Genomic DNA, 23,073 nt, shown 5'->3' with positions numbered 1-23,073 from the left:
GGACAACGTGACTGATACCAATCCCTATCGGGCAGAGTCCTCGCGCTACGACTCCATGGAGTACCGGCGCACCGGCCACAGCGGCCTCAAGCTGCCCGCCGTCTCCCTCGGCCTCTGGCACAACTTCGGCGACGACCGGTCGCTGGAGTCCCAGCGGGCGATCCTGCGCCGCGCCTTCGACCTCGGCGTCACCCACTTCGACCTCGCGAACAACTACGGCCCGCCGCCCGGCTCGGCCGAGCTGAACTTCGGCAAGATCTTCGCGCAGGACTTCGCGCCCTACCGCGACGAGCTGATCCTGTCGACGAAGGCCGGCTACCTGATGCACCCCGGGCCGTACGGCGAGTGGGGCAGCCGCAAGTACCTGCTCAGCTCGCTCGACGCCTCGCTGAAGCGGATGGGCGTCGACTACGTCGACATCTTCTACTCGCACCGCTTCGACCCGCAGACGCCGCTGGAAGAGACCATGGGCGCGCTCGCGTCCGCGGTCCAGCAGGGCAAGGCGCTGTACGTCGGCGTCTCCTCCTACACGGCCGAGCAGACGGCCGAGGCCGTCCGGATCCTGCGCGAGATGGGCGTGCGCCCGCTGATCCACCAGCCGTCCTACTCCATGATCAACCGCTGGACGGAGGAGGACGGCCTGCTGGACGCCCTGGAGGACGCCGGCATGGGCTGCATCTCCTTCGCGCCGCTCGCCCAGGGCCTGCTGACCGACAAGTACCTCCAGGGGATCCCGGCCGGCTCGCGGGCCGCGCAGGGCAAGTCGCTCGACCCGGACCTGCTGTCGGACGACGTACTGCGCCGGCTGGCCGGGCTGAACGAGATCGCGTCCCGTCGCGGCCAGTCGCTGGCCCAGCTCGCGCTCACGTGGGTGCTGCGCGACGAGCGGATGACGTCGGCGCTGATCGGCGCGTCGAGCGTCCGGCAGCTGGAGCAGAACGTGGCGGCCCTGGCCGGCGCGCCGCTCTCCGAGGAGGAGCTGAAGGAGATCGACTCCTTCGCGGTGTCCACACCCGGCACGAACATCTGGGCCCAGCGCGGCTGACCTGCTTTTTCGCCCCAACCCCCATACAGGGAACGGGGGAACGAAAAACGGGCCGGTCCGTGGGGGGGATACGGACCGGCCCGAGGGGGGGTTCCACCATAACCCTTCGTAAAGCATGCTGCGTGCATCGGCGCGCCATGATTACGCTCCGAAACCACCCAGCAGCACTCCGGTGAGGGCTCCCGCCGCCATGAAGGGGCCGAAGGCGAATCCCTGCTCACGGCTCGCGGAGCCGCGCAGGAGCAGCGTCAGCCCGTACAGCGAGCCGTAGAGCAGACCGAGGAAGGCGCCTGCGGCCCATACCCCCCACCCGTACCACCCAAGAGCGACGCCCAGCGAGAGCGCGAGCTTGACGTCGCCGAAGCCCATGCCGGCCGGGTTGACCAGATGGAGCACCAGGTACGCCGCCCCGAGCGCGGCCCCGCCGAGCAGGGCGAGCCGCCAGGACCCTGCCGAGCCCGGCAGCAGGGCGGCCAGGCCGAGCAGGACCGCCGTGCCCGCCGCGAGCGGCAGGGTCAGTACGTCGGGCAGCCGGTGCACGGCCCGGTCGACGAGGGCGAGCAGCACCAGGAGCGGGGCCGCTCCCGCGTACGCGACCACTTCGGGCCGAACCCCGACCGCCGCCGCGATCAGGGCGCAGACGCCGCCGGTGAGGGCGGCGGGGAGCACGGCGGACGGCCCGTAGGCGTGGGCGGCGCCGCTCGTGGCGGGCCGCCCGCGAAGCGGCCGGCAGCGGGCCGGGCCCAGCCAGCCGCGCAGCGGATGCCCCTGCGGACAGCGCTGCCTCCAGGGCTCCCCCGGTTGCACGGACAGCCGGTGCGCCGCGCGCGGCAGCAGCAGCCCGGCGGCCACTCCGTACCCGGCGGCGAGAACGATCACGACCACACCCATCCGGCGACCGTAGGCGTTCCCCTAGGGTGGCCGCCATGGCGCACTGGCATGACGGTCCCGCGGCACTGCGGGTCGGTACGGACCCCACCCGGATCCCGCTGGAGGTCGCCGCCTCCTACCGGGCGAGGACGCGCGGGCTGCTCGGCCGGGACGGGATCGACGGGGCGATGCTGCTGACCCCGGCGGCGAGCGTGCACACCTTCCGGATGCGGTTCGCGATCGACGTGGCGTACCTGGACCGGCACCTGCGCGTGCTCACCGTGGTCACCATGGCCCCCGGCCGGATCGGGCTGCCGCGGCCGCGCGCCCGGCACGTCCTGGAGGCGGCGGCGGGCGCCATGGCGGGTTGGGGCCTGACGGCCGGCACCACGCTGGTCGTGGACACCCCGTAGGAGGTGGCTCCGCGCCGCAGTAGGTTGGGGCGGCTGAGCTGGGGCAACAGGGGAGCGGCATGACGGAGAACGCGCGGGTCAAGGCGCTGGAGCAGATCATGCCGGCGACGCACGGCGCCGACGAGGACATCGACTGGCCCGCGGCCGAGGCGGCTTGGGGGACCCGGTTCCCGGCGGACTTCGTCGCGTTCATGGGCCGGTTCGGGGCCGGCTCCATCAACGGCGAGGCCAGCATCCTGCTGCCGCTGCCCACACCGGGCCTCCAGTGGGATCCGGCGGAGATGGCCGAGGAGACGGACAACGCCCGGCAGCTGTGGGCGGCGGAGGGCGGCCGCTCGGCCTTCGAGGTGGACCCGGAGTCGATCATCGCCTGGGGCGTCACCGGCGGTTCCGACATCCTGTGCTGGCTGACCTGCGACCCCGACCCGGACCGCTGGCCGGTCCTGGTGTGCGGCCGCCACACCGCCGACGCCTTCGCCGTGTACCCGTACGGCATGGCCGAGTTCCTCCACCGGCTCTGCTCCGACGAGTTCGACGTGAGCCCGGTCAGCATCACCTTCTGGGACGGGGGCCACCTGAGCTTCGTGCACTGGCGCAAGGCGCAGCGGCGGTGGCAGGAGGGCCGCAATCCGGAGACGGGCGACCCCGACCCGTACGCCGGCGAGTTCGCCGGCTGACCGGCCGGCCGCCACGCCCCCGCGGGTGCCACCACCCCCGCGCCCACTCGAAACCGAGCCCGCTTCCCGACCGGAGGCGGGCTTTTTCGCATGTCTACGCGCGTCCGCTTTCCCTACCGCATATCGGAAAACACCAATACGAAAAGCGGCTGTTGGAGCATCGGACACAAGTACGCCCCCCGTGGAAACAACCGCCCCTGCTCTGGGAGAGAATTCCGGCCAACGGGCCATCGAGGGATCACCCGGCCCGGAGCGACTCATAAGTAATAACAAGCGACAAAAGAAATCCAGGGGAATACACCCGTGCGACGGAGAATTTACGGCACGACCGCCACCGCGGCCGTGCTCGGTCTGCTGATACCACTGTCCGGATGCGGCGGATCCGGAGACGGCGCAGGTGACGGCGGTACGCTGCGGCTGGTCGCCGCCGAATACGGTGACGGTCCGGCCACCAGTTCCAAGCCCTTCTGGGACAAGGTGACGGCTGATTTCACCGCGGAGAATCCGGGAATCAAGGTCGAGGTCCAGCTCCTGCCGTGGGCCGACATCGACCGCGAGGTCTCCCGTATGGTCAAGGCCGGCGAGGCGCCGGACATGGCACTCATGGGCTCCTACTCGGACTTCGCCGCCCGGGGCGAGCTCTATCCGGCGGACGAACTCCTCTCGGTGACGGCCGAGGCGAATTTCCTCCAGCCGCTGGCCGATGCCGGCTCGGTGGGCAGCACCCTCTACGGCCTGCCCTTCGTGGCGAGCAGCCGACTGCTCTTCTACAACGAGGCGCTGTTCGCGAAGGCCGGGATCAAGGAGGCCCCGAAGACCTGGTCCGACCTCAAGGCCGCCGCCAAGGCGCTGAAGGACAAGGGCGTGAAGTACCCCTACGCCCTGCCGCTGGGGCCCGAGGAGGCGCACGCCGAGGCGATGATCTGGGAGCTGAGCAACGGCGGCGGCTACGCCGACAGCAGCGGCAACTACAGCCTCGCCTCGGACCAGAACGTCAAGACCTGGCAGTGGGTCAAGGAGAACATGGTCGCGACCGGGTACACCGGCCCGACGGCGCCGTCCCAGCTGAACCGGGCGGACGCCTTCGCCGCGTTCACGCGGGGCGAGGTCGGCATGCTCAACGGCTACCCCTCGCTCGCCCATGAGGCGCGGGCCAAGGGCATCGGTGTGGTCACCACCACCATGCCCGTCTCGGACGACCTCGGCAGGGGGGAGACCCCGCCGGCCGTCGGCGTGGCCGACTGGATGATGGCCTTCAAGCAGAACGGCAACCGCGCCCGGATCGGGAAGTTCCTGGACTTCGTCTACCAGGACAAGAACCTCTCGGACTTCGCCGACCGCTACCACCTGCTCCCGTCCACCGTGTCCGCCTCGCGCACCCCGGCCGGCGGCGGGCTCGACAAGAACGACCAGCAGTTCCTGAACGCGCTGCGCGGCGCGCAGCTCTACCCGGTCAACGACCCGTCGTGGGTGACGGTCAGCGACACCATCAAGCGCAACATCGGGCGCGCCGTGGAACCGACGGGCGACCCCAAGGCCGTCCTGGAGGACATCGCGGCGCAGGCCGCGCAGGCCGCGAAGAAGCACTGAGCGCACCCAGAGCCCCGAAGTCCCCGACGACACGGGGCGTTCGACGCGTGCCGCGGACCACCCCGTGCGGCACCATGGCCCCTACGGCACTTGATCCAAGGCCGCGGCCCAGTCGCCCGCCGAGCACTCACGAGGTGCGCGGGGCGGCCGGTCCCCGACGGGAGTCTCAGCGCTGCTTGCCGTGGTCCCGGGCGAAGGCCGTCCGGTACTGCTCGCAGCTGGAGTCCCAGCGCAGGGAGCCCGTGAGCGTTCCGTAGCCCGACCGCGTCACCGACCACTCCACCGTGTACTCACCGGTGTCGCAGGCGATCCGCCTGCCGCCCGCGACCTTCTCGCGGCCCGTCGCGGGCCTGTCCTGCAGCTCCTTGCGGACCTCCGCGACCTTGGACGACCCGTTCGCGCGCCGCAGTACGGCGTGCACGACGATCGGGTGCGTCCCCTCCTTGACCGTCACCGCCTTCTTCAGCACCGTCGAGTCCGACACCGACCAGGCGAACTCGTACGACGGCTCCCACGCCAGCGTGTCGGGGTCGCCGGACCTGCGTTCGTGGTCGGGTGCAGCGGGGTGGCCGGGACGGGTGACCGTCTTGTACTGGACCCCGGGGTGGAAACGGAGCTGCCCCTCCACCTTGTGCATCTCGTCTTCGGTCCACATCGACTTCATGCTCTTCTCGCCGCCCGCCGGGTCCTGGAGGTACGGCCCCTCCGCCGCGGTGGCCTGCTGGACGAGAACGGGTGCGAGGGCGGCGGCGGCCGCGGCGAGGGCGAGAGCGGCGGTGCGGGTGCGCTTCATGTCCGGACCAACGGCCCCCGGCGCCGGCCGGAACGACGGGGTCCGGCCTTTCACCCGTACGGGAGCCTCCGGCGGCCGGAATATCCGGTGATCCACTCGGGTTCGGGAGCTGCGGAACGACGGTGCGATCCGAGGGGGGAAGCGATGGGCGTGGACGTGAACGGCACGGTGGCGGCCGGGTGGGAGCGGGTACGGGAGGAGTTCGAGGCGATCGCCGCGGGCGAGCCGCACGCGCCCGAGGCACAGCTCGCCGTGCACCACCGCGGTCGGCGCGTCGTCGATCTGTGGGCCGGCGAGGACACCGACGGCGACACGCTGAGCGGAGTCTTCTCGATCACGAAGGGTGCCGCGCACCTGGTCGTGGCGCTGCTGGTGCAGGACGGCACGCTGGAGCTGGACCGGCCGGTGTCGGCGTACTGGCCGGAGTTCACCGGGGAGGGCAAGGAGCGGCTGACGCTGCGCGGGCTGATCAGCCACCAGGCGGGGCTGATCGGTGTGGACGGGGGCTTCGACTACGACGAGATCGCGGACGACGCGCTGATCGCCGCCCGGCTGGCCGGGCAGAAGCCGTACTGGGAGCCGGGGTCGGGGTACGGCTACCACGCCTTCGTGATCGGTGCCCTGACGGGCGAGGTGGTGCGGCGCGTGACGGGCAGGTCGCTGCAGGAGGTGTACGAGGAGCGGGTGCGGGCCCCGTACGGGCTGGACCTGTACATGGGGCTTCCGGCCTCGCAGGAGGGCCGCTGGAAGCCGGTCCTGGAGATGCTGCCGACGCCCGAGCAGGCCGAGGTGCAGGCGGCGGCCGGACCGGTGCCGGACCTGCTGGCGGTGGCCTTCAACTGGCACCGGGAGCCGCCCATGGACCTGGTCGCCCACGCCAACCATCCCCGGACCCGGGAACTCGGCCCGGCCTCGGCGGGCGGCATCGGCTCGGCGCGCGGCGTCGCGGGCCTGTACGCGGCGGCGATCGGCCCGGTGGGGGGCCGGGAGGCGCTGCTGAAGGCGGAGACGGCCGCCGAGTTCGCGCGGCTGCACACACCCGGCCAGGAGCTCCTGACCGGGGAGACGGACCACTTCGGGCTGGGCTTCGAACGGCAGCCGGCGGTCGGGCCGCTGGCCTTCGGGCACTGCGGCGCGGCGGGCGGTCAGGGCTTCGCCGACCCGGCGACGGGGATCGCGTACGGGTACACGCGCCGCCGCTTCGGCTTCCCGGGCGGGATCGCCCCGGAGAACGAGCGCCTGACGGCGGCGGTGTTGGATGCGGTGCGCGGACTGTGAGTCGGGCCGTCAGGCCTGGCCGGTCTCGAAGCGGCTGATGCGGTCCCCGCCGGGGGCGAGGGTGAAGCGCCAGAGGGTCCGCATCCCGCCCCAGGTGTCGTTGCGGTAGTCGACGACGAGGGCGTGGCCGTCGTCGGACTCGGACTGGACGTCCATGTGGCCGCCGGAGTCGAAGATCTCCCGGTCGATCCAGTGGTGGAGGTCGCGCTCGGATCCGTCGTCGGACATGGTCGCGTCGGCGGTCAGCAGCTTCAGGAAGGCGTCCTTGTCGTGCGCGTTGACGGCGGCGACGAGGGCGCCGACCACGGGGTCGGACAGTTCGGCGGGGGCGATGGCCACTGGAGCCTCCTGGTCGGGCGTACCGGCATACGGTCGTACGGGCGTCCGTGCGCGACCAGGTAACAACGCGGCCGGGGCCGCGTGGGCGACCCTCACCCGTTCGCGCGGCGGACGGCGTGTCAGGAGAGGTTCCGCGGGACAAGGTTCGGCGGAGCACGGCCCGGCCCCGGTGGACGATGCGTCCGCCGGGGCCGCCGATCGCCGGTGCGGGGGTCAGTGTGCGACGGGCTCCTGTGCCGAGGGGGCGGACTTCCCGTCGGCGACGGTCGCGGCGGCAGCCGGGCCGGCGCCCCGCAGCGGGACCTCCTTGACGAACCAGGCGGCCAGGAAGCCCAGTACGGCGACGGCCGCGCCGAGCAGGAACGCGGAGTGCGTGCCGGCGGCCACCGCATGCTGGTAGGCCTCGCGGACGGCCTCCGGCAGCTTGGCCAGGCTCGCGGCGTCCAACTGGGCGGAACCCGCGGCTCCGGCGGCCTCCGGGCCCAGGCGCTCGGACATGGTGTCGGTGACCCGGGAAGTGAAGAGCGAGCCCATCAGCGCCACGCCGAAGGAGCCGCCGAGGGTGCGGAAGAGGGTCGCCGACGAGGACGCGACGCCCATGTCCTTCATGTCGACGCTGTTCTGCGCGACGAGCATGGTGATCTGCATGAGGAAGCCGAGCCCGGCTCCGAGGACCGCCATGTAGAGGCCGGAGACGAGGCGGGAGGTCCCCGTGTCCATGGTCGCGAGCAGGAACATGCCGACGACCATGAGCGCGCCCCCGATGATGGGGAACATCTTGTACTTGCCGCTGTTGGTGGTGACGCGCCCGGCGATGAGCGAAACGGCCATCATCGAGAGCAGCATGGGCAGGAGCAGCAGGCCCGAGTTGGTGGCGGAGGCGCCCTGGACCGACTGCTGGAAGAGCGGGAGGTAGAGCACGCCGCCGAACATGGCGAAGCCGACCAGGAATCCGATCACGGACATGAGGGTGAAGTTGCGGCTGCGGAAGATGTGCAGCGGCATGACGGGCTCGGCCGCCCTGGTCTCGGCGTGGAGGAAGGCGGCGGTCGACAGCACGCCGACGGCGATGAGGCCGAGGATCTGGGCGGAACCCCACGCGTACTCGTTGCCGCCCCAGGTGGTGACGAGGACGGTGGAGGTGATGGCGACGGTGAGCAGGGCGGCACCGAGGTAATCGATCTTGGGGCGCTGCCGCTCGGCGTGCCGGGGCAGGTGCAGGACGGCGGTCACCATGGCCAGGGCCACCGCACCGAGGGGCAGGTTGATGTAGAAGGACCAGCGCCAGCCCATGTGGTCGGTGATGGTACCGCCGACGAGCGGGCCGCCGATCATGGCGAGGGCCATCACGCCGGCCATCATGCCCTGGTACTTGCCGCGTTCGCGGGGCGGGATCAGGTCGCCGATGATCGCCATGACGCCGACCATCAGACCGCCGGCGCCGAGGCCCTGGACGGCGCGGAAGCCGATGAGCTGGCCCATGTCCTGGGCCATGCCGCTGAGCGCGGAGCCGATCAGGAAGATGACGATGGAGGTGAGGAAGGAGCCCTTCCGGCCGTACAGGTCGCCGATCTTGCCCCAGATGGGGGTGGAGGCGGCGGTCGCGAGGGTGTAGGCGGTCACCACCCAGGACAGGTGCTCCAGGCCGCCGAGCTCACCGACGATGGTGGGCATCGCCGTGCCGATGATCATGTTGTCGAGCATCGCGAGCAGCATTGCGATCATGAGCGCCATGAGGACGACCCGCACGCTGCGCGGCTTCACCCCCGGCGAGGGCTGCGCGGGCTTGCTTGTCTCCACCATTTCCTGTCCACTCCCCTGGGCACCGCCTGCCGGATCGGCACTTACTTGCCGACCGGCTAGTTCACTACACTGGGGACCGTAGACCCGTAACTTGCCGGGCGTCAAGTAAGTCATCGAGGAGAGTCATGTCCAGCAGCAGTCCGCAGCGCCGTCGTGGCGACACGCGCCAGCGCATCCAGGACGTCGCACTGGAGCTCTTCGTCGAGCAGGGCTACGAGAAGACGTCGCTGCGCGAGATCGCGGAGCGCCTGGAGGTCACGAAGGCGGCGCTGTACTACCACTTCAAGACCAAGGAAGACATCATCATCAGCCTCTTCGAGGACGTCACGCGTCCCATCGACGAGCTGATCAAGTGGGCGGAGCAGCAGCCGCGCACCCTGGAGACCAAGCGCGAGGTGCTGCGCCGCTACAGCGAGGCGATGGCGGCGGGGGCGGCGCTGTACCGCTTCATGCAGGAGAACCAGGCGACGACGCGCGAGCTGAGCATCGGCGAGACGGTGAAGAAGCGGCTGTTCCGCCTGGTGGAGCTCCTGCGCACGGAGGACGGCCCACTGACGGACCAGGTGCGCTGCGTCAGCGCCCTCTTCACCCTGCATGCCGGGATGATGTTCCTCCAGCACGTCGAGGGCGACCCGGAGGAGACCCGCCTGGCCGCCCTGGAGGTCGCCACGGACCTCATCACGCAGGCGCACGACGAGGAGGCGTGAACCCCCATGGGGTCGCGCGAGTCACCGCCGGCGCCATCCTGAGGGCGACGGCGCCCCGGGCCGCCCGCGCGGCCCGACAGCCCGGTGGGACGCCCTGCATACCGCATCGCCGATGAGCTCGGCCGCGGCGATCTCGTCCAGCGCGACCAGGCCTGCGCCCTCGACGGCCTCTTCCGTCTCCGGGAGCCGGTCCGTCGGCTCCCGGCGCAGGTCCGAACCGAACGCTTCGTCGTGGCGCTCGCCCCGCACGACGCGACGCCGCAGGACGGGAGTTCGGCTTCCGACGACGGCGTAGTACGAGGCACGGCCCCTGGCGTCCAGGGCGTCGAGCACCGTCTCGCCGAGCGCCCGGAAGGGCGGGGTGCTCAGGTTCCCCTGCGGGTTCCCGGACGGAAGGACACCCCGGTCGGGTCGAGGCCCCCTGCGTCGTCCCGTACGAACTCCCCGCCCCGCTCGACGGATGCGGTCCGGTCGGTCACTGGGACCCCGCTCCCTTCGACCACAGCTCATGCCATCCACCGGGCGTTCCCGCCCTACTCCTGGTCACCCGACCCGAACGCCTGCTCCGTGCCCGGCCGGCCGGCCGCCCGGGAGGCGGTGGAGGCGAGGAAGGCGAGGAGGTGCTCGGCGTAGCGGTGCGGGGCCGTCAGGTGGGGGACGTGGCCCTCGCCGTCCAGGGTGCGCGCCTGCGCGGCCGGTATCACCTGCGCCAGGCGCTCCACGATCGCGCCGAACCACGGCGGGCTGTCGGTGCCCCTGCTCAGCATCGCCGGGCCGGTGTAGCCGCCGAGGCGGGCGAGGTCGACGGTGTTCCAGTCCGGGTCCCCCTGCTCGTCCGCCGCCGTCGGGGCGTTGGTGACGAACGTCCGCCTGACCGGGTCGGGCATCGCCTCCCACGCTCCCGGCCCGAAGACGACCTCTTCGACGAACCGGCGCGCCCCCGCCTCGGAGTCGCCGGCGCGGACCTGCGCCATGAGGGCGTCGATGGGGGTCTGCGCCTCCCGTATCAGCCGGTCGAGCTCAGGGTCACCGGCCACGACGGCGGTCAGGGGCGGCTCGTGGACGGCCAGGCTGCGCAGCAGTTCGGGGCGCCGCGCGGCGAGGCCGAGGGCGACCGACCCGCCGAAGGAACTCGCGGCCACGTGGACCGGGGCGCCGAGCATCTCGATGAGCGCCGCCAGGTCGTCCTCGTCCTGGGTACGGGTGCCCTGGCCCGGCGGACGCTCGCTCCGGCTGTGGCCGCGGCGGTCGTAGACGAGTACGCGGTGGGTGCGGGTGAGGTGCGGCAGGACGGCGTGCCAGCTGTGGTGGTCGGTCCAGGAGCCGTGGACGAGCACCAGCGGATCCCCGTCGCCGTCGCCGTGGATCTCGTAGAAGAGGTCGACGCCGTTCACCCGCGTCCGCGCCATGCGTGGTCCCCCTGCCGCCCGGGGTCCTGCCGACCGGCGCCGTGCCGGGCCTCCCCGTCAAGCCTTGATCATCCTCGAAGAGGGGGAGCTCGCCAAGTGCCTTGTCGGGCCGCGCTCGCCGACAGGGGCAGGCGGCAGTCAGAAAGAGGTCAGCGAATACGGCGTTCTGCGGCGGTGATCGGAACGTCGTTGATGCTGGCCTCGCGGCGGCGCATCAGGCCGTCGTCGGCGAACTCCCACTGCTCGTTGCCGTGGCTGCGCCACCACTGGCCGGAGGCGTCGTGCCACTCGTACTCGAAGCGGACGGAGATGCGGTTGCCGGTGTGGGCCCACAGCTCCTTGCGCAGCCGGTAATCGAGCTCGCGCTCCCACTTGTCGGTGAGGAACGCGCGGATCTCGTCCCGGCCGGTCAGGAAGCGGTCGCGGTTGCGCCAGACGGAGTCCTCGGTGTACGCGAGGGCGACGCGCTCGGGGTCGCGGCTGTTCCAGGCTTCCTCGGCGGCCCGGACCTTGGCTCGGGCGGTCTCGTCGGTGAAGGGCGGGAGGGGCGGACGGGTGGTCATGGCGCTTCCTTTCGACGGGCCACGGCACAGCGGGAGGGACAGCGGCATGGCGCAGGGATCGGGAGAACGATCGTTCTCCCCTCGCCGGCCCCCCACCCTAGGAGAACGATCGTTCTCACCGCAAGGGCGTCCCGCTACCCTGCCTGCATGGACGACGAAGAGGCACGCGCGCGACTGCTGGACGCGGCGGAGGAGCTGTTCTACCGCCACGGCATCCAGGCGGTGGGCATGGACCGCATCCGCACCGCGTCCGGCGTGCCGCTCAAGCGCCTCTACCGGCTGTACCCGGCGAAGGAATCCCTCGTGACCGCCTACCTGGAACGCCGTGACCGGCGATGGACGGCCGACCTGCGCGCGGCGGTGGCCGCGTCGGACGAACCCCCCGTCCTGGCCGTCTTCGACTGGCTGGGTCGCTGGTTCGCGGAGCCGGACTTCCGGGGCTGCGCGTTCCTCAACGCGTACGGGGAGCTGGGCACCGCCGCTCCGGAGGTGGTCCGCACCCACAAGGCCGAACTGCACGCCCTGCTCCGCGAACTCGCCCCGCTCGGCGCGCCGCCGGCACTCGCCGACCAGCTCCTCGTCCTGGTCGAGGGCGCCACCGCGGTCGCCGCGCTGAGCCCCGGCCCGGAGCCGGCCCGCAGGGCGCGCGAGGTCGCGGAGCTGCTCCTCCGAGAGCAGTGACGCAGGTGCACTCCAGCGATGCGCGGAAGAGCCGTCACATCCGCACGGCGGGCCGGGTCGGTGCTGTGCAACCGCCTCACGGCAAGGAGCACCGTGTACGCCGGGGAGTCCGCGCAGCGCGGCACCTGATCGCGGCCTGGCGCGAGGCGAAGGTGTTCACCGCCGCCGAGCGGGCTGCCCTGGAACTGACCGAGCAGGGGACGCGCATCGCCGACGCGGCCGGCGGGGCCACGGACGAGGCGTGGGCGAACGCCGCCGACACTACGACGAGGACCGGCTGGCCGCACGGGTGTCCCTGATCGCGCTGATCAACGCCTACGACCGGATGAACGTGAGCGTCCAGCAGCCGGCGGGCGACTACCGGCCGGGCCGGTTCGGCCGACCCTCCCACTCCGCCCCAGCACCGTAGGGCGGCGCCCTGCCACCGCTCCGAGTACGCGCACCCGGCGGACCGCGCCGGCCCGGGTACGCGTACTCACGACAGGGCCCCGGACCCCTGTCGACCATGGAGGCGGTCCACACACCACCGGGGAGAACCGATGACCGCTCGCACGCTCGTCCGCCTGACCTTCGCGAACCCGGCTTCGGTGATCTACCTGGGGCTCGTCGGTATCGCGGTGGCCATCGCGACGGCCGTCACGCTCTTCGCCCCCGACCCCGGCTTCGTGTGGGTGCTGCCCGCACTGTTCGCGTTCCCGCTGTTCCTGTTCGTGTCCACGGTCCACGGGCCGCCGGCGCCGGGGGCCGGCGGCCAGCCGGGGACGTGGCTCTTCCTCACCGAGCTCGTCCTGTGCGTACTGGCGCAGTCGCTCGTCCTGGGCACGATCGTGGAGGCCTCCCGCGGCCGCCTCCGGCGGCGGCCGCGAACCACCCCTTCCGCCCCGCAGGCGGGCTGACTAGCCGGTGGCGCCGCGCGGGAAGGTGATCTCCACGCGGCGGTTCTTCTTGCGGCCTTCCTCGGTGCTGTTGTCCGCGATCGGGTAGTCCTCGCTGTAGCCGCGGACGTCGAAGACGACGCTCGGATTCGTCACGGTCTTCGCCAGCTCGTTGTGCACGGCATCGGCCCGCTGCTTGGACAGCTCCTTGCCGTGCTCGTAGCTGCCCTGGTCGTCGGTGAAACCGAAGACCCGGATGCGGGTCGCCTTGGACTGGTTGATCTCGTTCCCGATGGCCTGGATCCGGGCGGCCGCCTGCGCGTTGAAGACGGCACTGTCCTCGGGGAACAGCACCTCGGACTGCAGCGCCATCATCACGGTCTCGTTGGTCTCCTGCCGCCGCTGCTCCCCGCCGAGGTCCTCGACGACCTCGGCGATGTCCAGCACCTTGACCGGCGCGAGGGTGCCGCCCTGCGGGATCTTCAACCCCGGAGCGTTGGAGTCGATCGCCACGGGGGCCGATGCGGACGGTTCCGTGCCGGGCGGCACGGACGGCTTCACGTCATCGGCGTGGGCGGCGGTGGCCCCGACGAGGTGCCCTCCGGCGATGACGAGTGCGGTGACTGCGGTGGCGGCTACGGCACGGTGGCGTGTGGTCATGGGTCACCCAGAGATTTTGACGGTGGCCGTGGCAAAGGTCGGGAGGCTGAATTCCACCTCACTGGTTGAGCTCGGCGGTGCTGGGAACTGGGCGAAGAACGGGATTACCTGGCCGGCGTCGACGCTGGAGACGCCCGTCGTGCACAGACACCTGGACTCCGTGTCCCGAAGCACGTAGTAGCGCTTCTTCCCCGCCTTGTCCACGAGCGTCGCACCAGCGACGGACTCCCCGGTCCCCTTGAGTTCGATGCCGCGCCAGGCAACGGTGTCCTTGTACGACTGACTGCCGGTGTTCTTGAGCTGGCCGGAGACGGTGAGGAAGCCACCCGGATCCCGCTGCACCGAGTTGATCTCCAACGCCATGCCCGCCTGCCCGTTCAGCGTGGCGATGACTGCGGCCGGCTCCGAGCCCTGACTGGTGCTCGGTGCCGCCTTCTGGGACGCCGTTCCCCCGGACTGCGCGGTCGCGGACTTCTGCGGCTCGGCCGACTTGCCGTCGCTGTCACCACCGCACCCGGCCAACGTGACGACCATGACCGCCGCACCCGCGACGGCCATCCCCGCACGGACCCTCACCATGCGCCGAATGCTCATCTATGAACGCTTCCTTGTCTCTCGGACCCTGTCAGCCGACGAGTCGCACGCTGAACAGCTTTCTGGTCAATGCCTTGAGCGAACCCGGCTTCAGCGGATCGAGTTTGATCGTCTCCCCACCACACGTGAAGTTCACTGTAGGAACGTTGGGCACGGGGGAGGGTGAACCACCGCCGGGCGGCGCGGTCGGTGTGGCCGCGGGGGTCGGGGTGGGGCCCGGAGTGACGGCGCCCAGGCGGCAGCGGGGCTCGATCACGGCCGTGGCCTTTGCCGTCGCGTGTATGCCGTTGGTGCCGGGGACGACCGAATCCCCCACGGCTTGATTCGTCTCCACCGTCACGGTGAAACGGGGGAGAGCCGCCGTGCAGGTGGCCTTCGCATCGTTCTTTGCCGCGAAGTCCTCTGCGGCTGCGCAGGCATCACCGTTCCTGAAGAACTTCCCGTCGACGATCCTCTCCCAGACCTCGGCGTCCACCGACGGGAGGTCGAGGCCGAAGAACACCTCGTCCCGGGCTTCACGCCCGGCGGCCAAAGCCGCCGCATCGGCGGCCCCTTGGGCATCGCTGCGCCTGACCGACGCCTGGCCCACGGCGAAGAAGGCGAGCGCCGCGAAGAGCAGTCCGGCCACCACGACCACGTAAAGGGGAAAGGCCTGCCCCCGGTCACGCCCATACGCGCCGCGCGCGGTCATCAGCCGGCTTTGATGTCCGTCACCGCTTGCTTGATCCGCTTGGTGATCTCCGAGCCCACGCCCGAGCCCACGATGGCTCCGACGATCACGATCACCACCAGGATGATGCCGAGGTACTCGAAGGCCGTCTGGCCGCGGTCCCGTTGGGCGTGGCGCTTGCGGAGCCTCGTCACGGCCGTGTCCGTCCACCCGTTCACCCTGATCCGCGCCTCCACGGCGGCCTTCAGCAGCGTGTTCTGTGACATGGGGGTTCCCTCCCGGGCCGGTACCGGTGTCGATCTGCGGACGGTACGGCCGGTCACCAGTCGTTACCAAGGGTCCCGGGGCCCAATTACGGACCCACTGCGCACTCCGTCTACCCATGACCGGTCACTCCTGGACGGGCGGTTCCCAGCCAGCGGGCTATCGCCTCGCTGCGCGTGGCGCTCCGGAGCTTCGCGAAGATGCGGTTGATGTGGTTCTTGACGGTCTTCTCGCTGATGAAGCAGGCGGCGGCGATCTGCTGGTTGCTCATCCCGGACGCGATCAGATCCATGATCTCTACCTCCCGGGAACTCAGCCCGAAGACAACAGAGTTGTGCATCCGCTCAGACGACTGTCCCACATCTCGTTGCGGATGCGAAGAGGCCCTGAGTTCCGTCAGCAGGGCGCTCGCCGCCGTCGGGGTGAAGTGGGGTCGGCCCAGGGGCGCGTCGTGGACAGCCCTGACCAGCTCGTCGGCCGTGAACTCGCCGTGCACCAGATAGCCGCCGGCGCCCAGCAGCAGTGCCTCGCGCACGATGTCGGCTTCCCTGCTGTACGTCAGCATCAGTACGGGCGCCAGCTGCACGAGGTGCGGCAGGGCGGAGATCCCGTCCACCCCCGGCATCCGGACGTCCAGCAGGACCACGTCCGGCGCATGCCTGCGGGTCAGGCTCAGTGCCTCGCGGCCGTCCGCGGCCTGGGCGGTCACCTCGATGCCCCCCGCCGCCCCCAGGATGGCCGCGAGTCCCGCCCTGATGACCGGGTTCCCGTCGGCGATGAGCACGCTGAGCCGTGCCATGGCTCAGCCACCTCCGAACAGCGCGCCGAAGTCGACGTTCGCGCCGTAGACGAAGCCGCACACGAGGAGGATCAGCGTGCCGGGCAGCATGAACATCGTGACGGCGAAGGTGGCCTTCGGCACGGCGCGCGCCGCCCGCCGGCGGGCGTTCTGGGCGTCCGTCCGGCGCATGTCCTCCGCGATGGCGATCAGCGTGTCGACGATCGGCGACCCGAGTTCCTCGCCCTGCTGGAGGGCGGTGACGAACTGCGCGACCTGTTCGCTGTCGTTGCGCCGCCGCAGCTCGTCGAAGGCCTGGCGGCGGCTGACGCCCATGTCCATCTGCTGGAGCGTGATGCGGATCTCGTCCGCCCACGGCCCCTCGTACTTGCCCGCCACCCGGTCCAGCGCCTGCCGGAAGCCCAGCCCGGCGCTGACCACCACGGCGAGGACGTCCAGGAAGTCCGGCAGGGTCCGTTCGATGTGGTCGCGGCGGACCCGGATGGCCGACCACAGGCCCACCTCGATCCAGAACAGGCCGAACGCCACCATCAGTAGGGCGGCCACCAGCCGGCCGTTGACCAGCATGGCGAGGGCTCCCGCGGCGCCCAGTGCCCCGTACACCGCGCGCCGGGCCGCGTACCGGTCGATCGTGAGGCCGGCCGGGTTGCCGGCCATGTCGATCTGACGGCGTTTGCGGGCCACCCGGGTCGTGCCCATCGCCCGCAGGACCAGCGGCGCCCAGCGGATGCCGACGCGGTCGACCAGTGAGCCGACCGCCGTCGTACGGGTCGCTCCCACCTCCAGGGCCAGGGCGAGATCGGTGGGGAGCTTCACGTCCGCCCGGTAGAGGCGGATGCCGTGGAAGGCGCCGAACACCGAGAGTCCTACGGCGCAGGCGAGGAGAAGTGCGGTCATCGTCCCGTCCGCCCCCTCACACGTCGATCTTCGACAGGCGGCGGATGAGGACGAAGCCCAGCGCGAAGAGGCCGAGGGCGACGAGGACGGCCGTCTGCCCGAGGAACGCGCCCGTCATCCGGTCCAGTGCGCCCGGCATCATCATGTCGACGAGGAGGAGCGAGCCGAGTCCGATGGCGGGCACCAGGTAGGCCGTCACCGTGACCTGGGACAGCTGGGTGCGGATCTCGCGGCGGGTCTCCTTGCGCTGTTCCAGCGTCACCGTCAGGTTGCGCAGGCTGTCCACGATCGCGCCGCCCGCGCGGGCGGACAGGACGAGGGTGGAGACCAGGACGACGAGTTCGCGTGAGGGGAGCCGTTCGGTGAGCTCCCCGAGGGACTCCTCGATCGAGTGGCCGACGGCGAGGCGGTCGGCGACCCGGGCCAGTTCCTCGCCCGCCGGCGCCTCCAACTCCTCCGCGGCGATCCCGATGGCGGTACGCAGGGCCAGCCCGGCCTGGGTGGCATTGGCGAGGATGCGGGCCAGGTCGGGGAGCTGGTTGATGAAGCGCTCCGTACGGCGAGCACGCTGCCAGTTCAGGAACGCGTTAGCCGCCCAGACGCCGACCAGTCCGGCCACCGGCCCGAAGAACGGCGCGAGGAGGGACGAGGCGATCAGCCATACGCCCGCGACGGAACCGAGCATGTAGACGAAGAACTCGCCCGGCGTGAGGTCCAGGCCGGTGGTCGCCAGCTTCTGCTCGATCCGCCGGCCGAACGTCGTCCTCCGCAGCCTGCGGTCGATCTTCCGGAAACGGCGGGGCCGGCCCAGCGGCTCGGGTGCCCCGCTCGCCGAGAGGCGCTCGACGAGGGCGGCGTGCTGGGCACGGCCGGCCGCGTACGCCTGGAGGCCGACCACGGCGAGGACGCAGGCCAGCAGGGTGATGCCGAGGGTGAGGAGGATCAGTGGGTTCACAGGGCGGTCCGTGTGATGTGCGGTGTGGTGAGGGGGTCGTCCGGCAGCGCGACGCCGAAGGCCTGCGGGATGGGCTGGTTGTTCATGTACAGGCGTTCGGCGATGCGGCGGGGCAGCGGGTAGTACTCGAAGAAGCCGTGGACCCGGCCGTCGGGGCCGATGGGCTGGGCGACGAACCGGCAGACGGTGGTGATCCGGAACGGTTCGCGGCCGTGCGACTCAAGGATGGAGATCTCCGTGATGCGGCGCGAGCCGTCGCCGAAGCGGGTCAGCTGGACGATGACGTTGACGGCGCTGTTGATCTGGTCCTGGAGGGCTTCGAAGGGGATCTCGACCTCCGACATGGAGGCCAGGGTCTGCAGGCGCGTCAGGGCGTCGGAGGAGCTGTTGGCGTGCACGGTGGCCAGTGAGCCGTCGTGACCGGTGGACATGGCCTGGAGCATGTCGAGGGTCTCGCCGCCTCGGACCTCGCCGACGATGATGCGGTCGGGGCGCATGCGCAGGGAGTTGCGTACGAGGTCGCGGATGGTGATCTGCCCCTTGCCCTCCACGTTCGCCGGGCGGGACTCCAGTCGGATGACGTGGGCCTGCTGGAGCTGGAGCTCGGCGGAGTCCTCGATGGTGATGATGCGCTCGCCCTCCGGGATGAGGCCGGAGAGGGCGTTGAGGAGGGTGGTCTTGCCGGTGCCGGTGGCGCCGGAGACGATCAGGTTCATCTTCGCCTGGACCAGGCCCGACAGCAGCAGGAGCATCTGCTCGTCGAGGGAACCCAGGGCGATCATCTCGTGCAGGGTGAAGGCGCGCGGGAAGCGGCGGATGGTGAGGGTGGCTCCGGTCAGGGAGAGCGGCGGGATGATGACGTTCACGCGCTCGCCGCTCGGCAGGCGGGCGTCGACCATCGGGTTGGCTTCGTCGACGCGGCGGTTGACGGTCGAGACGATGCGCTCGATGGTCTGCATGAGCTGCTCGTGCGAGGCGAAGCGGAGGGGGAGCTGCTCGACGCGGCCGGCCCGCTCGACGAAGATCTGGTCGGGGCCGTTGACCATGATCTCGGAGATGGAGGCGTCTTCGAGGAGCGGTTCGAGCACGCCGAGGCCGAGTGCCTCGTCGACGACGCGCCGGATGAGCTGCGCGCGCTCGGCGGTGGAGAGGACGGGCCCCTCGCGGCTGATGATGTGCCCGAGGACGCGTTCGAGGCGGGCCCGGCGCTCTGCGGGTGCAAGCGCGGACATCTCGGCGAGGTCGATCTCCTCCAGCAGTTTGGCGCGGTAGGAGGAGACCAGCCGGCCGTCCTCGCGGGGGTTGTGGCGGTCGTCGGGGGTACTGACCCGGGAACGCAGGCTCATGGTCCGGTCACCTCGGGATCGTCGTTGGGCATGACGGCTGTGGCCCTGGCCGGTGCGGGGTCCAGTCCGGGGATGATCGATGCGATCTCGATGGTGGCCACGGCCGTGACGGCGTCGGCCGTCCTGCTGACCCTGACCTCGGCACCGATCCCCTGCCTGACGGCCGCGACCCCGGCGGCCTCTCCCCTGCCCCGGTGCTGGGCCTCCACGCGCGCCGCCGTGCGGGCGGCCGTGTCGGCCTGCTCGTGGACGTACGCCACCCAGCCCAGCTGAATCGCGCACAGTGCCACGAACAGCAGGATCGGAATGAAGCCGATGTATTCGAGGGCCACTTGGCCGCGGTCGGACCGGATGCGCCGCCTCATGTCACTCGGCCTCCTTCTCCAGTGCCGCGCCGCCCGTGCCGTCGATCCCGCCGAAGTTGAGCGCGGGGTGGAGAACCGGGATGGAGAGGCGGACCTTGGCCTGGTAGATGTCCCCGGCCTCGTCACAGTCCACCTGGAGGTTCCACGCCTCCCCGATGTGCTCACGCGCCGCCGCTGCGCACGCCGCACCCCCGTGCACCGCCCCCGCCCGCGCCGCCTCGTCCGCCGCGTTGCCCGCCAGGGAGAAGGCGTAGCCGATCAGGACGCACTCCCACACCGCCGCCACCAGGAGCAGGATCAGCGGCACCGTGCCGACGAACTCGATCGCCACCTGGCCCCGGTCGCCCCGGGTGCTTCTCCCCGCGGGCATCCGTCAGCCCTCCCGGCCGCGGCGCAGGCGGGAGACCGTGCCCGCCGCGCGCAGGGTCAGGGCGCCGCCCGGCGGGCCGGCAGCAGGCGGGGTGCCCGGGTCGGCGGCGGCCAGGAGGCCGAGTTCGCCGGCGACGGCCCACAGGGCCTGTTTGACCGTGGAGCGGTTGTCGAGGTCCTGGACGCGGCCCGCGTCGACCACGGCCTGGAGTTCCTTGAAGGCGGCCGGCACGGGGGTGCGCGCGGCCCGGGTCTTGGTGATCTTCTCGATGAGGGCGGGCTGGATCTCGGTGTGCTTGCTCCAGCGGTTGACGACCACCGAGGTGTCCTCCGCCTTGCGGACCTGCAGCCGCTCCCACAGCCGGACCATGCGCTTGGCGGCCCGTACGGCGATCACGTCGGGGGTGGTGACCAGGACCGCGACGTCCGCCATCTCCACCGCCGCGGCGTTGGCGCCGGTCACCTGGGTGCCGCAGTCGACGACGACCAGTTCGTAGCGGCTGCGCAGGGCGCCGACGATGTGGCGGGCGGCCCGGTCGTCGACCTCCTCGCCGCGTTCGCCGTCGGCCGGGGCCAGCAGCAGCGCGAGGCCGGTGCGATCCTCGTAGACGGCGTCCTGCAGGACGCGCGGGGAGATGTCCTGGATCCCGGCGAGGTCGGCGATGGAGCGCCGGAACTGCACGTCGAGGTACGAGCCCACGTCGCCGGCCTGGAGGTCCATGTCGACCAGGGCGGTACGCCGGCCCGAGGCGGCCGCGGCGAGTGCGAACTGCACGGCCGCGAAGGTCGTGCCGACGCCGCCCTTGGCCCCGGTGACGGTGACCACCCGGCCACCCGGTCCGGTGAGGGCGTCGGCGGCGCCCTTGCCCAGGTGGCGGCGGACGCCGACGGCCCACTGGGCGGCGGCCTGGACACGGGCGGCGAGTTCCTCGTAGGACAGGGGCAGGCCGACGAGGCCGCGGGCGCCGGAGTCCATGGCGGCGGAGAAGAGCGCCGGGCCGGCGTCCGAGGAGACCAGGACGACGCCCACCGCCGGGAAGCGCAGGGCGACTTCCCGGATGAGGTCCAGCGCGGGCACCGGGCCGATCCGCTCGTGCACGAGGACCACCTCGGGCAGTTCGTCGAGGGAGTCGGCGGCGAGCCGGGCGAGGGTGTCCAGCAGGGTGGTCGAGTCGGGGACGGGGGCGGCGGGCTCCGCCGACGGGAGCTGGCTCAGCAGGGTGGAGAAGATGCGGGCGGCGTCCGGGTCGCCGACCGCGGGGAGGATTCGGGTCGTCATCCGGGCCTCACTTGTCCCCGTCGAGGGTGTACGTACGGTCACCCGGGGCGGGCGCGGAGTCGGTGCCGGGGGCGACCAGCGCGAGGCGCACGTGCTCCGCGAAGGACTCGGCGTAGGCGACGCGCTGCGTGTCCCTGGTGCTGAGGGCGAAGGTGATCGGGACGGCCTCGGAGGGGCCCTTGCGGTCGCTGTCCTTCTCCAGGGCCGTGAGCTTGCCGACGTTCAGGACGCGGGCGTTGGCGACGATGATGACCGAGCGGGAGGGTTCGGTGTCCTTGGCGCCCTTGAAGGTGGCGATGATGTTGACCTTGGCGCCGGAGGTGATCTTGCCGGCGACGCCGGTCGCCGCGTCGATCATGATGGCGATCTCCTGCTCGCCGGGCTGGAGCTGCGGCCGGTCGACGACCATGTCCGTCTGCAGGAGCGAGCCCTTCTTCAGGGTGGTGAGCGCGATCTTGTCCCGGAGTGCGCCGAGGTCGGTGACGGCGGTGGCGGACAGCCACCGCTCGGGGACCTTGATCTCCTCGAACTGGCCGGCCGTCAGCGGGCTGTACGGCGCTATGTCGGCCTTGGCGCGGTAGGCGACGACCTCGGAGCCGACCTTGGAGTTGACGTCGCCGATCACCACGAGGACTCCGGCGAAGGCTCCCAGGGCGCACAGGACCGACAGGAGCAGCAGAATGACGCCGCGGCGCTGGCGTGAGTTCATAGGCCGTACTACCTCGCCGTTCTTTCTTCGTCCGTACGTTCGGTGGTCGGTCAGGGTCTGGAGAGGCCGGTGCCCGCCGGCACCGTCGCGGAGGGCGGCGGAGCGGCGAGCGGGGCGGCGCAGAAGCCGCAGCGGTCGCCGATGAGTTCCAGGCCGCACCAGCGGCACTGCTCGCGGCGGACCGAGGCGACCAGTTGGTAGAGCACGGACAGGTCGGGGATGCCGGCGGCGAACTCGACGAGCTTGGGGGTGCCCCACCAGGCGGGTGAGGCGGCCGGCAGCGGGTTCTCCATGACGCCCTGCACCTGCCATGCGGGGGCGAGTTCGGCGGCGACCCAGTCGGAGGCGAGCTGGCCGCGCGCGAAGGTGAGGTGGGTGGCGAAGTCGGGGCCTGCGGGCAGGTCCCCCGCCGCACCGCCGCGCGGGCCGCCGTGCGAGCGGCCGCGGGCCCCGCCGTGCGAGCCGCCGCGTCCGCCGGCCGCGGAGCCGAGCCTGGCCAGGTACGGCGTCGGGTGGGCGAGTACGGCGAACTGCGCGCTCGGCGACCAGGACCGGGCGTGCGCCCCCAGCCCGACGGGTACGCGGACCCGGTCGAGCTTGGCGACCGAGCCGAGCAGGGCGCCGGCGTGGATGTAGTGGGACAGCAGTCGGGCGGCGGAGGCGATGATGCCGGGGCTGAAGTCGCAGACGCTGAGCTGGCGCAGCTGACGGGCCAGCAGGGCCGTGCCCAGCGGCGGCAGATCGATGTCGAGCAGCGCGATCCGGTCGGTTTCCAGGATGGCCCGGACGGTGTGCAGCCGCTGGACGGTGGGGCGCGGCAGCCACGGCGGTACGAGGGCCACGAGGTGGCCGTGCCGCTCCAGCAGCGCGGTGGTCCCGGCGAGCGCGGCCTCCAGGTCGTGCTCCCCGGGCGGGTGCAGCAGCGCGGCCCCGGGCGTGTGCCGGTCAGGGGCCGGAAGCACCAGGTCGGCGCTGGTGACAGCGATGGCGGTCGGCACGCGATATCCCCCGTTCCCCCACGTCTCCCCGTGCGCCTGGACTCTCGCGCGCTCGACGGGGACGCGTCGCGGTGCGCGCAGCGCGGCGCACACCTCTGCCTGTGCGCGGCCGTCCACGACGGCCT

28 protein-coding genes and 1 pseudogene are annotated in these 23,073 nt (G+C 71.5%); 9 read left to right on the top strand and 20 right to left on the bottom strand.

Features of this window, described 5'->3' with window-relative positions:
• The first annotated feature begins 7 nt into the window (after positions 1 to 7).
• A complete protein-coding gene (gene mgrA / locus IF89_RS0129410; protein WP_030774560.1) occupies positions 8 to 1,045 on the top strand; it encodes an L-glyceraldehyde 3-phosphate reductase in 1,038 nt (345 codons plus the stop codon).
• A gap of 141 nt (positions 1,046 to 1,186) precedes the next feature.
• On the opposite strand, the gene IF89_RS0129405 is transcribed toward mgrA, so the two are convergent.
• Entirely contained in the window at positions 1,187 to 1,936 is a 750-nt protein-coding gene (locus tag IF89_RS0129405) for a prepilin peptidase (protein ID WP_030774559.1), read from the bottom strand.
• 35 nt (positions 1,937 to 1,971) lie between these two features.
• On the opposite strand from IF89_RS0129405, the gene IF89_RS0129400 reads away from it, so the two are divergent.
• The 3 genes from IF89_RS0129400 (at position 1,972) to IF89_RS0129390 (ending at position 4,595) form a co-directional block, all read left to right on the top strand.
• Entirely contained in the window at positions 1,972 to 2,328 is a 357-nt protein-coding gene (locus tag IF89_RS0129400) for a DUF192 domain-containing protein (protein ID WP_030774557.1), read from the top strand.
• Positions 2,329 to 2,387: 59 nt separating this feature from the next.
• Complete coding sequence (locus IF89_RS0129395; RefSeq protein WP_030774555.1) at positions 2,388 to 3,005, top strand: SMI1/KNR4 family protein; 618 nt, start codon at positions 2,388 to 2,390, stop codon at positions 3,003 to 3,005.
• A 303-nt stretch (positions 3,006 to 3,308) separates the two neighbouring features.
• Complete coding sequence (locus tag IF89_RS0129390) at positions 3,309 to 4,595, top strand: extracellular solute-binding protein (RefSeq protein ID WP_030774553.1); 1,287 nt, start codon at positions 3,309 to 3,311, stop codon at positions 4,593 to 4,595.
• Positions 4,596 to 4,761: 166 nt separating this feature from the next.
• Here the strand turns inward: IF89_RS0129390 and IF89_RS0129385 are convergent, their stop codons facing one another.
• Positions 4,762 to 5,388, bottom strand: coding sequence for a hypothetical protein (locus IF89_RS0129385; protein WP_030774552.1), 627 nt, complete (start codon positions 5,386 to 5,388; stop codon positions 4,762 to 4,764).
• Positions 5,389 to 5,532: 144 nt separating this feature from the next.
• Between IF89_RS0129385 and IF89_RS0129380 the strand changes: the two genes are divergently transcribed.
• Positions 5,533 to 6,666, top strand: a complete 1,134-nt coding sequence (locus IF89_RS0129380; RefSeq protein WP_030774551.1) for an EstA family serine hydrolase — start codon at positions 5,533 to 5,535, stop codon at positions 6,664 to 6,666.
• A gap of 9 nt (positions 6,667 to 6,675) precedes the next feature.
• Here IF89_RS0129380 and IF89_RS0129375 read toward each other — a convergent pair whose 3' ends face one another.
• On the bottom strand, positions 6,676 to 7,005 hold the full coding sequence (locus IF89_RS0129375) for a hypothetical protein (RefSeq protein ID WP_030774550.1): 330 nt from the start codon (positions 7,003 to 7,005) through the stop codon (positions 6,676 to 6,678).
• 213 nt (positions 7,006 to 7,218) lie between these two features.
• On the bottom strand, positions 7,219 to 8,808 hold the full coding sequence (locus IF89_RS0129370) for an MDR family MFS transporter (protein WP_030774549.1): 1,590 nt from the start codon (positions 8,806 to 8,808) through the stop codon (positions 7,219 to 7,221).
• Between the two features lie 125 nt (positions 8,809 to 8,933).
• Between IF89_RS0129370 and IF89_RS0129365 the strand changes: the two genes are divergently transcribed.
• The gene (locus IF89_RS0129365; RefSeq protein WP_030774546.1) at positions 8,934 to 9,515 is read left to right on the top strand and encodes a TetR/AcrR family transcriptional regulator; all 582 of its coding nucleotides are present in this window, start codon (positions 8,934 to 8,936) and stop codon (positions 9,513 to 9,515) included.
• A gap of 21 nt (positions 9,516 to 9,536) precedes the next feature.
• Here IF89_RS0129365 and IF89_RS0129360 read toward each other — a convergent pair whose 3' ends face one another.
• The 3 genes from IF89_RS0129360 to IF89_RS0129350 all read right to left on the bottom strand — a co-directional run bounded on the left by IF89_RS0129360 (position 9,537) and on the right by IF89_RS0129350 (position 11,487).
• Positions 9,537 to 9,848, bottom strand: coding sequence for a hypothetical protein (locus tag IF89_RS0129360; RefSeq protein ID WP_030774544.1), 312 nt, complete (start codon positions 9,846 to 9,848; stop codon positions 9,537 to 9,539).
• Positions 9,849 to 10,048: 200 nt separating this feature from the next.
• Complete coding sequence (locus IF89_RS0129355) at positions 10,049 to 10,924, bottom strand: alpha/beta fold hydrolase (protein WP_063831363.1); 876 nt, start codon at positions 10,922 to 10,924, stop codon at positions 10,049 to 10,051.
• Positions 10,925 to 11,073: 149 nt separating this feature from the next.
• On the bottom strand, positions 11,074 to 11,487 hold the full coding sequence (locus IF89_RS0129350) for a nuclear transport factor 2 family protein (protein ID WP_030774540.1): 414 nt from the start codon (positions 11,485 to 11,487) through the stop codon (positions 11,074 to 11,076).
• Between the two features lie 147 nt (positions 11,488 to 11,634).
• On the opposite strand from IF89_RS0129350, the gene IF89_RS0129345 reads away from it, so the two are divergent.
• From IF89_RS0129345 to IF89_RS0129335, 3 genes and pseudogenes are all read left to right on the top strand, one after another.
• The gene (locus IF89_RS0129345) at positions 11,635 to 12,168 is read left to right on the top strand and encodes a TetR/AcrR family transcriptional regulator (protein WP_030774538.1); all 534 of its coding nucleotides are present in this window, start codon (positions 11,635 to 11,637) and stop codon (positions 12,166 to 12,168) included.
• 96 nt (positions 12,169 to 12,264) lie between these two features.
• Positions 12,265 to 12,577: pseudogene (locus IF89_RS38415) on the top strand (carboxymuconolactone decarboxylase family protein); the annotation flags it as partial.
• Between the two features lie 130 nt (positions 12,578 to 12,707).
• Positions 12,708 to 13,064: an SCO4225 family membrane protein gene (locus IF89_RS0129335; protein ID WP_030774536.1), complete on the top strand. Its 357-nt coding sequence runs from the start codon at positions 12,708 to 12,710 to the stop codon at positions 13,062 to 13,064.
• Here IF89_RS0129335 and IF89_RS0129330 read toward each other — a convergent pair whose 3' ends face one another.
• The 13 genes from IF89_RS0129330 to IF89_RS0129270 all read right to left on the bottom strand — a co-directional run bounded on the left by IF89_RS0129330 (position 13,065) and on the right by IF89_RS0129270 (position 22,948).
• The gene (locus tag IF89_RS0129330; protein WP_030774532.1) at positions 13,065 to 13,703 is read right to left on the bottom strand and encodes an OmpA family protein; all 639 of its coding nucleotides are present in this window, start codon (positions 13,701 to 13,703) and stop codon (positions 13,065 to 13,067) included.
• Between the two features lie 3 nt (positions 13,704 to 13,706).
• Entirely contained in the window at positions 13,707 to 14,297 is a 591-nt protein-coding gene (locus tag IF89_RS0129325; RefSeq protein ID WP_030774529.1) for a hypothetical protein, read from the bottom strand.
• Between the two features lie 31 nt (positions 14,298 to 14,328).
• Complete coding sequence (locus IF89_RS38410; protein ID WP_043194557.1) at positions 14,329 to 14,988, bottom strand: pilus assembly protein TadG-related protein; 660 nt, start codon at positions 14,986 to 14,988, stop codon at positions 14,329 to 14,331.
• Positions 14,988 to 15,233: a hypothetical protein gene (locus IF89_RS0129315; RefSeq protein WP_030774524.1), complete on the bottom strand. Its 246-nt coding sequence runs from the start codon at positions 15,231 to 15,233 to the stop codon at positions 14,988 to 14,990. Before IF89_RS0129315 ends, IF89_RS38410 begins: the two co-directional genes overlap by 1 nt.
• Positions 15,234 to 15,343: 110 nt before the next feature.
• Positions 15,344 to 16,030: a response regulator gene (locus IF89_RS0129310; protein WP_043194556.1), complete on the bottom strand. Its 687-nt coding sequence runs from the start codon at positions 16,028 to 16,030 to the stop codon at positions 15,344 to 15,346.
• Positions 16,031 to 16,033: 3 nt separating this feature from the next.
• The gene (locus IF89_RS0129305; RefSeq protein WP_030774519.1) at positions 16,034 to 16,927 is read right to left on the bottom strand and encodes a DUF5936 domain-containing protein; all 894 of its coding nucleotides are present in this window, start codon (positions 16,925 to 16,927) and stop codon (positions 16,034 to 16,036) included.
• Positions 16,928 to 16,943: 16 nt separating this feature from the next.
• Entirely contained in the window at positions 16,944 to 17,882 is a 939-nt protein-coding gene (locus IF89_RS0129300) for a type II secretion system F family protein (protein ID WP_030774516.1), read from the bottom strand.
• A complete protein-coding gene (locus IF89_RS0129295) occupies positions 17,879 to 19,228 on the bottom strand; it encodes a CpaF family protein (RefSeq protein ID WP_030774513.1) in 1,350 nt (449 codons plus the stop codon). The genes IF89_RS0129300 and IF89_RS0129295 overlap by 4 nt, the downstream gene beginning before the upstream one ends.
• On the bottom strand, positions 19,225 to 19,593 hold the full coding sequence (locus IF89_RS0129290) for a TadE/TadG family type IV pilus assembly protein (protein ID WP_030774506.1): 369 nt from the start codon (positions 19,591 to 19,593) through the stop codon (positions 19,225 to 19,227). The genes IF89_RS0129295 and IF89_RS0129290 overlap by 4 nt, the downstream gene beginning before the upstream one ends.
• A 1-nt stretch (position 19,594) precedes the next feature.
• Positions 19,595 to 19,963: a TadE/TadG family type IV pilus assembly protein gene (locus tag IF89_RS47925; protein ID WP_030774504.1), complete on the bottom strand. Its 369-nt coding sequence runs from the start codon at positions 19,961 to 19,963 to the stop codon at positions 19,595 to 19,597.
• A gap of 3 nt (positions 19,964 to 19,966) precedes the next feature.
• On the bottom strand, positions 19,967 to 21,241 hold the full coding sequence (locus tag IF89_RS0129280; RefSeq protein WP_051807805.1) for an AAA family ATPase: 1,275 nt from the start codon (positions 21,239 to 21,241) through the stop codon (positions 19,967 to 19,969).
• A 7-nt stretch (positions 21,242 to 21,248) separates the two neighbouring features.
• Entirely contained in the window at positions 21,249 to 21,950 is a 702-nt protein-coding gene (cpaB, locus tag IF89_RS0129275; protein ID WP_030774499.1) for a Flp pilus assembly protein CpaB, read from the bottom strand.
• Positions 21,951 to 22,000: 50 nt separating this feature from the next.
• Positions 22,001 to 22,948, bottom strand: a complete 948-nt coding sequence (locus IF89_RS0129270) for a hypothetical protein (protein ID WP_030774496.1) — start codon at positions 22,946 to 22,948, stop codon at positions 22,001 to 22,003.
• Between the last annotated feature and the right edge of the window lie 125 nt (positions 22,949 to 23,073).

This window comes from Streptomyces sp. NRRL F-2664 (assembly GCF_000719345.1).
Classification (GTDB): Bacteria; Actinomycetota; Actinomycetes; order Streptomycetales; family Streptomycetaceae; genus Streptomyces.
Note: the sequence above shows the minus strand (reverse complement) of the source record. Positions and strands in the feature narration are given on the sequence as shown.

Coding starts and splice junctions, on each gene's coding strand:
- IF89_RS0129405 (WP_030774559.1), bottom strand. CDS start 1,936: ATGGGTGTGGTCGTGATCGTTCTCGCCGCCGGGTACGGAGTGGCCGCC.
- IF89_RS0129400 (WP_030774557.1), top strand. CDS start 1,972: ATGGCGCACTGGCATGACGGTCCCGCGGCACTGCGGGTCGGTACGGAC.
- IF89_RS0129395 (WP_030774555.1), top strand. CDS start 2,388: ATGACGGAGAACGCGCGGGTCAAGGCGCTGGAGCAGATCATGCCGGCG.
- IF89_RS0129385 (WP_030774552.1), bottom strand. CDS start 5,388: ATGAAGCGCACCCGCACCGCCGCTCTCGCCCTCGCCGCGGCCGCCGCC.
- IF89_RS0129380 (WP_030774551.1), top strand. CDS start 5,533: ATGGGCGTGGACGTGAACGGCACGGTGGCGGCCGGGTGGGAGCGGGTA.
- IF89_RS0129370 (WP_030774549.1), bottom strand. CDS start 8,808: ATGGTGGAGACAAGCAAGCCCGCGCAGCCCTCGCCGGGGGTGAAGCCG.
- IF89_RS0129365 (WP_030774546.1), top strand. CDS start 8,934: ATGTCCAGCAGCAGTCCGCAGCGCCGTCGTGGCGACACGCGCCAGCGC.
- IF89_RS0129355 (WP_063831363.1), bottom strand. CDS start 10,924: ATGGCGCGGACGCGGGTGAACGGCGTCGACCTCTTCTACGAGATCCAC.
- IF89_RS0129350 (WP_030774540.1), bottom strand. CDS start 11,487: ATGACCACCCGTCCGCCCCTCCCGCCCTTCACCGACGAGACCGCCCGA.
- IF89_RS0129345 (WP_030774538.1), top strand. CDS start 11,635: ATGGACGACGAAGAGGCACGCGCGCGACTGCTGGACGCGGCGGAGGAG.
- IF89_RS0129335 (WP_030774536.1), top strand. CDS start 12,708: ATGACCGCTCGCACGCTCGTCCGCCTGACCTTCGCGAACCCGGCTTCG.
- IF89_RS0129330 (WP_030774532.1), bottom strand. CDS start 13,703: ATGACCACACGCCACCGTGCCGTAGCCGCCACCGCAGTCACCGCACTC.
- IF89_RS0129325 (WP_030774529.1), bottom strand. CDS start 14,297: ATGAGCATTCGGCGCATGGTGAGGGTCCGTGCGGGGATGGCCGTCGCG.
- IF89_RS38410 (WP_043194557.1), bottom strand. CDS start 14,988: ATGACCGCGCGCGGCGCGTATGGGCGTGACCGGGGGCAGGCCTTTCCC.
- IF89_RS0129315 (WP_030774524.1), bottom strand. CDS start 15,233: ATGTCACAGAACACGCTGCTGAAGGCCGCCGTGGAGGCGCGGATCAGG.
- IF89_RS0129310 (WP_043194556.1), bottom strand. CDS start 16,030: ATGGCACGGCTCAGCGTGCTCATCGCCGACGGGAACCCGGTCATCAGG.
- IF89_RS0129305 (WP_030774519.1), bottom strand. CDS start 16,927: ATGACCGCACTTCTCCTCGCCTGCGCCGTAGGACTCTCGGTGTTCGGC.
- IF89_RS0129295 (WP_030774513.1), bottom strand. CDS start 19,228: ATGAGCCTGCGTTCCCGGGTCAGTACCCCCGACGACCGCCACAACCCC.
- IF89_RS0129290 (WP_030774506.1), bottom strand. CDS start 19,593: ATGAGGCGGCGCATCCGGTCCGACCGCGGCCAAGTGGCCCTCGAATAC.
- IF89_RS47925 (WP_030774504.1), bottom strand. CDS start 19,963: ATGCCCGCGGGGAGAAGCACCCGGGGCGACCGGGGCCAGGTGGCGATC.
- IF89_RS0129280 (WP_051807805.1), bottom strand. CDS start 21,241: ATGACGACCCGAATCCTCCCCGCGGTCGGCGACCCGGACGCCGCCCGC.
- cpaB (WP_030774499.1), bottom strand. CDS start 21,950: ATGAACTCACGCCAGCGCCGCGGCGTCATTCTGCTGCTCCTGTCGGTC.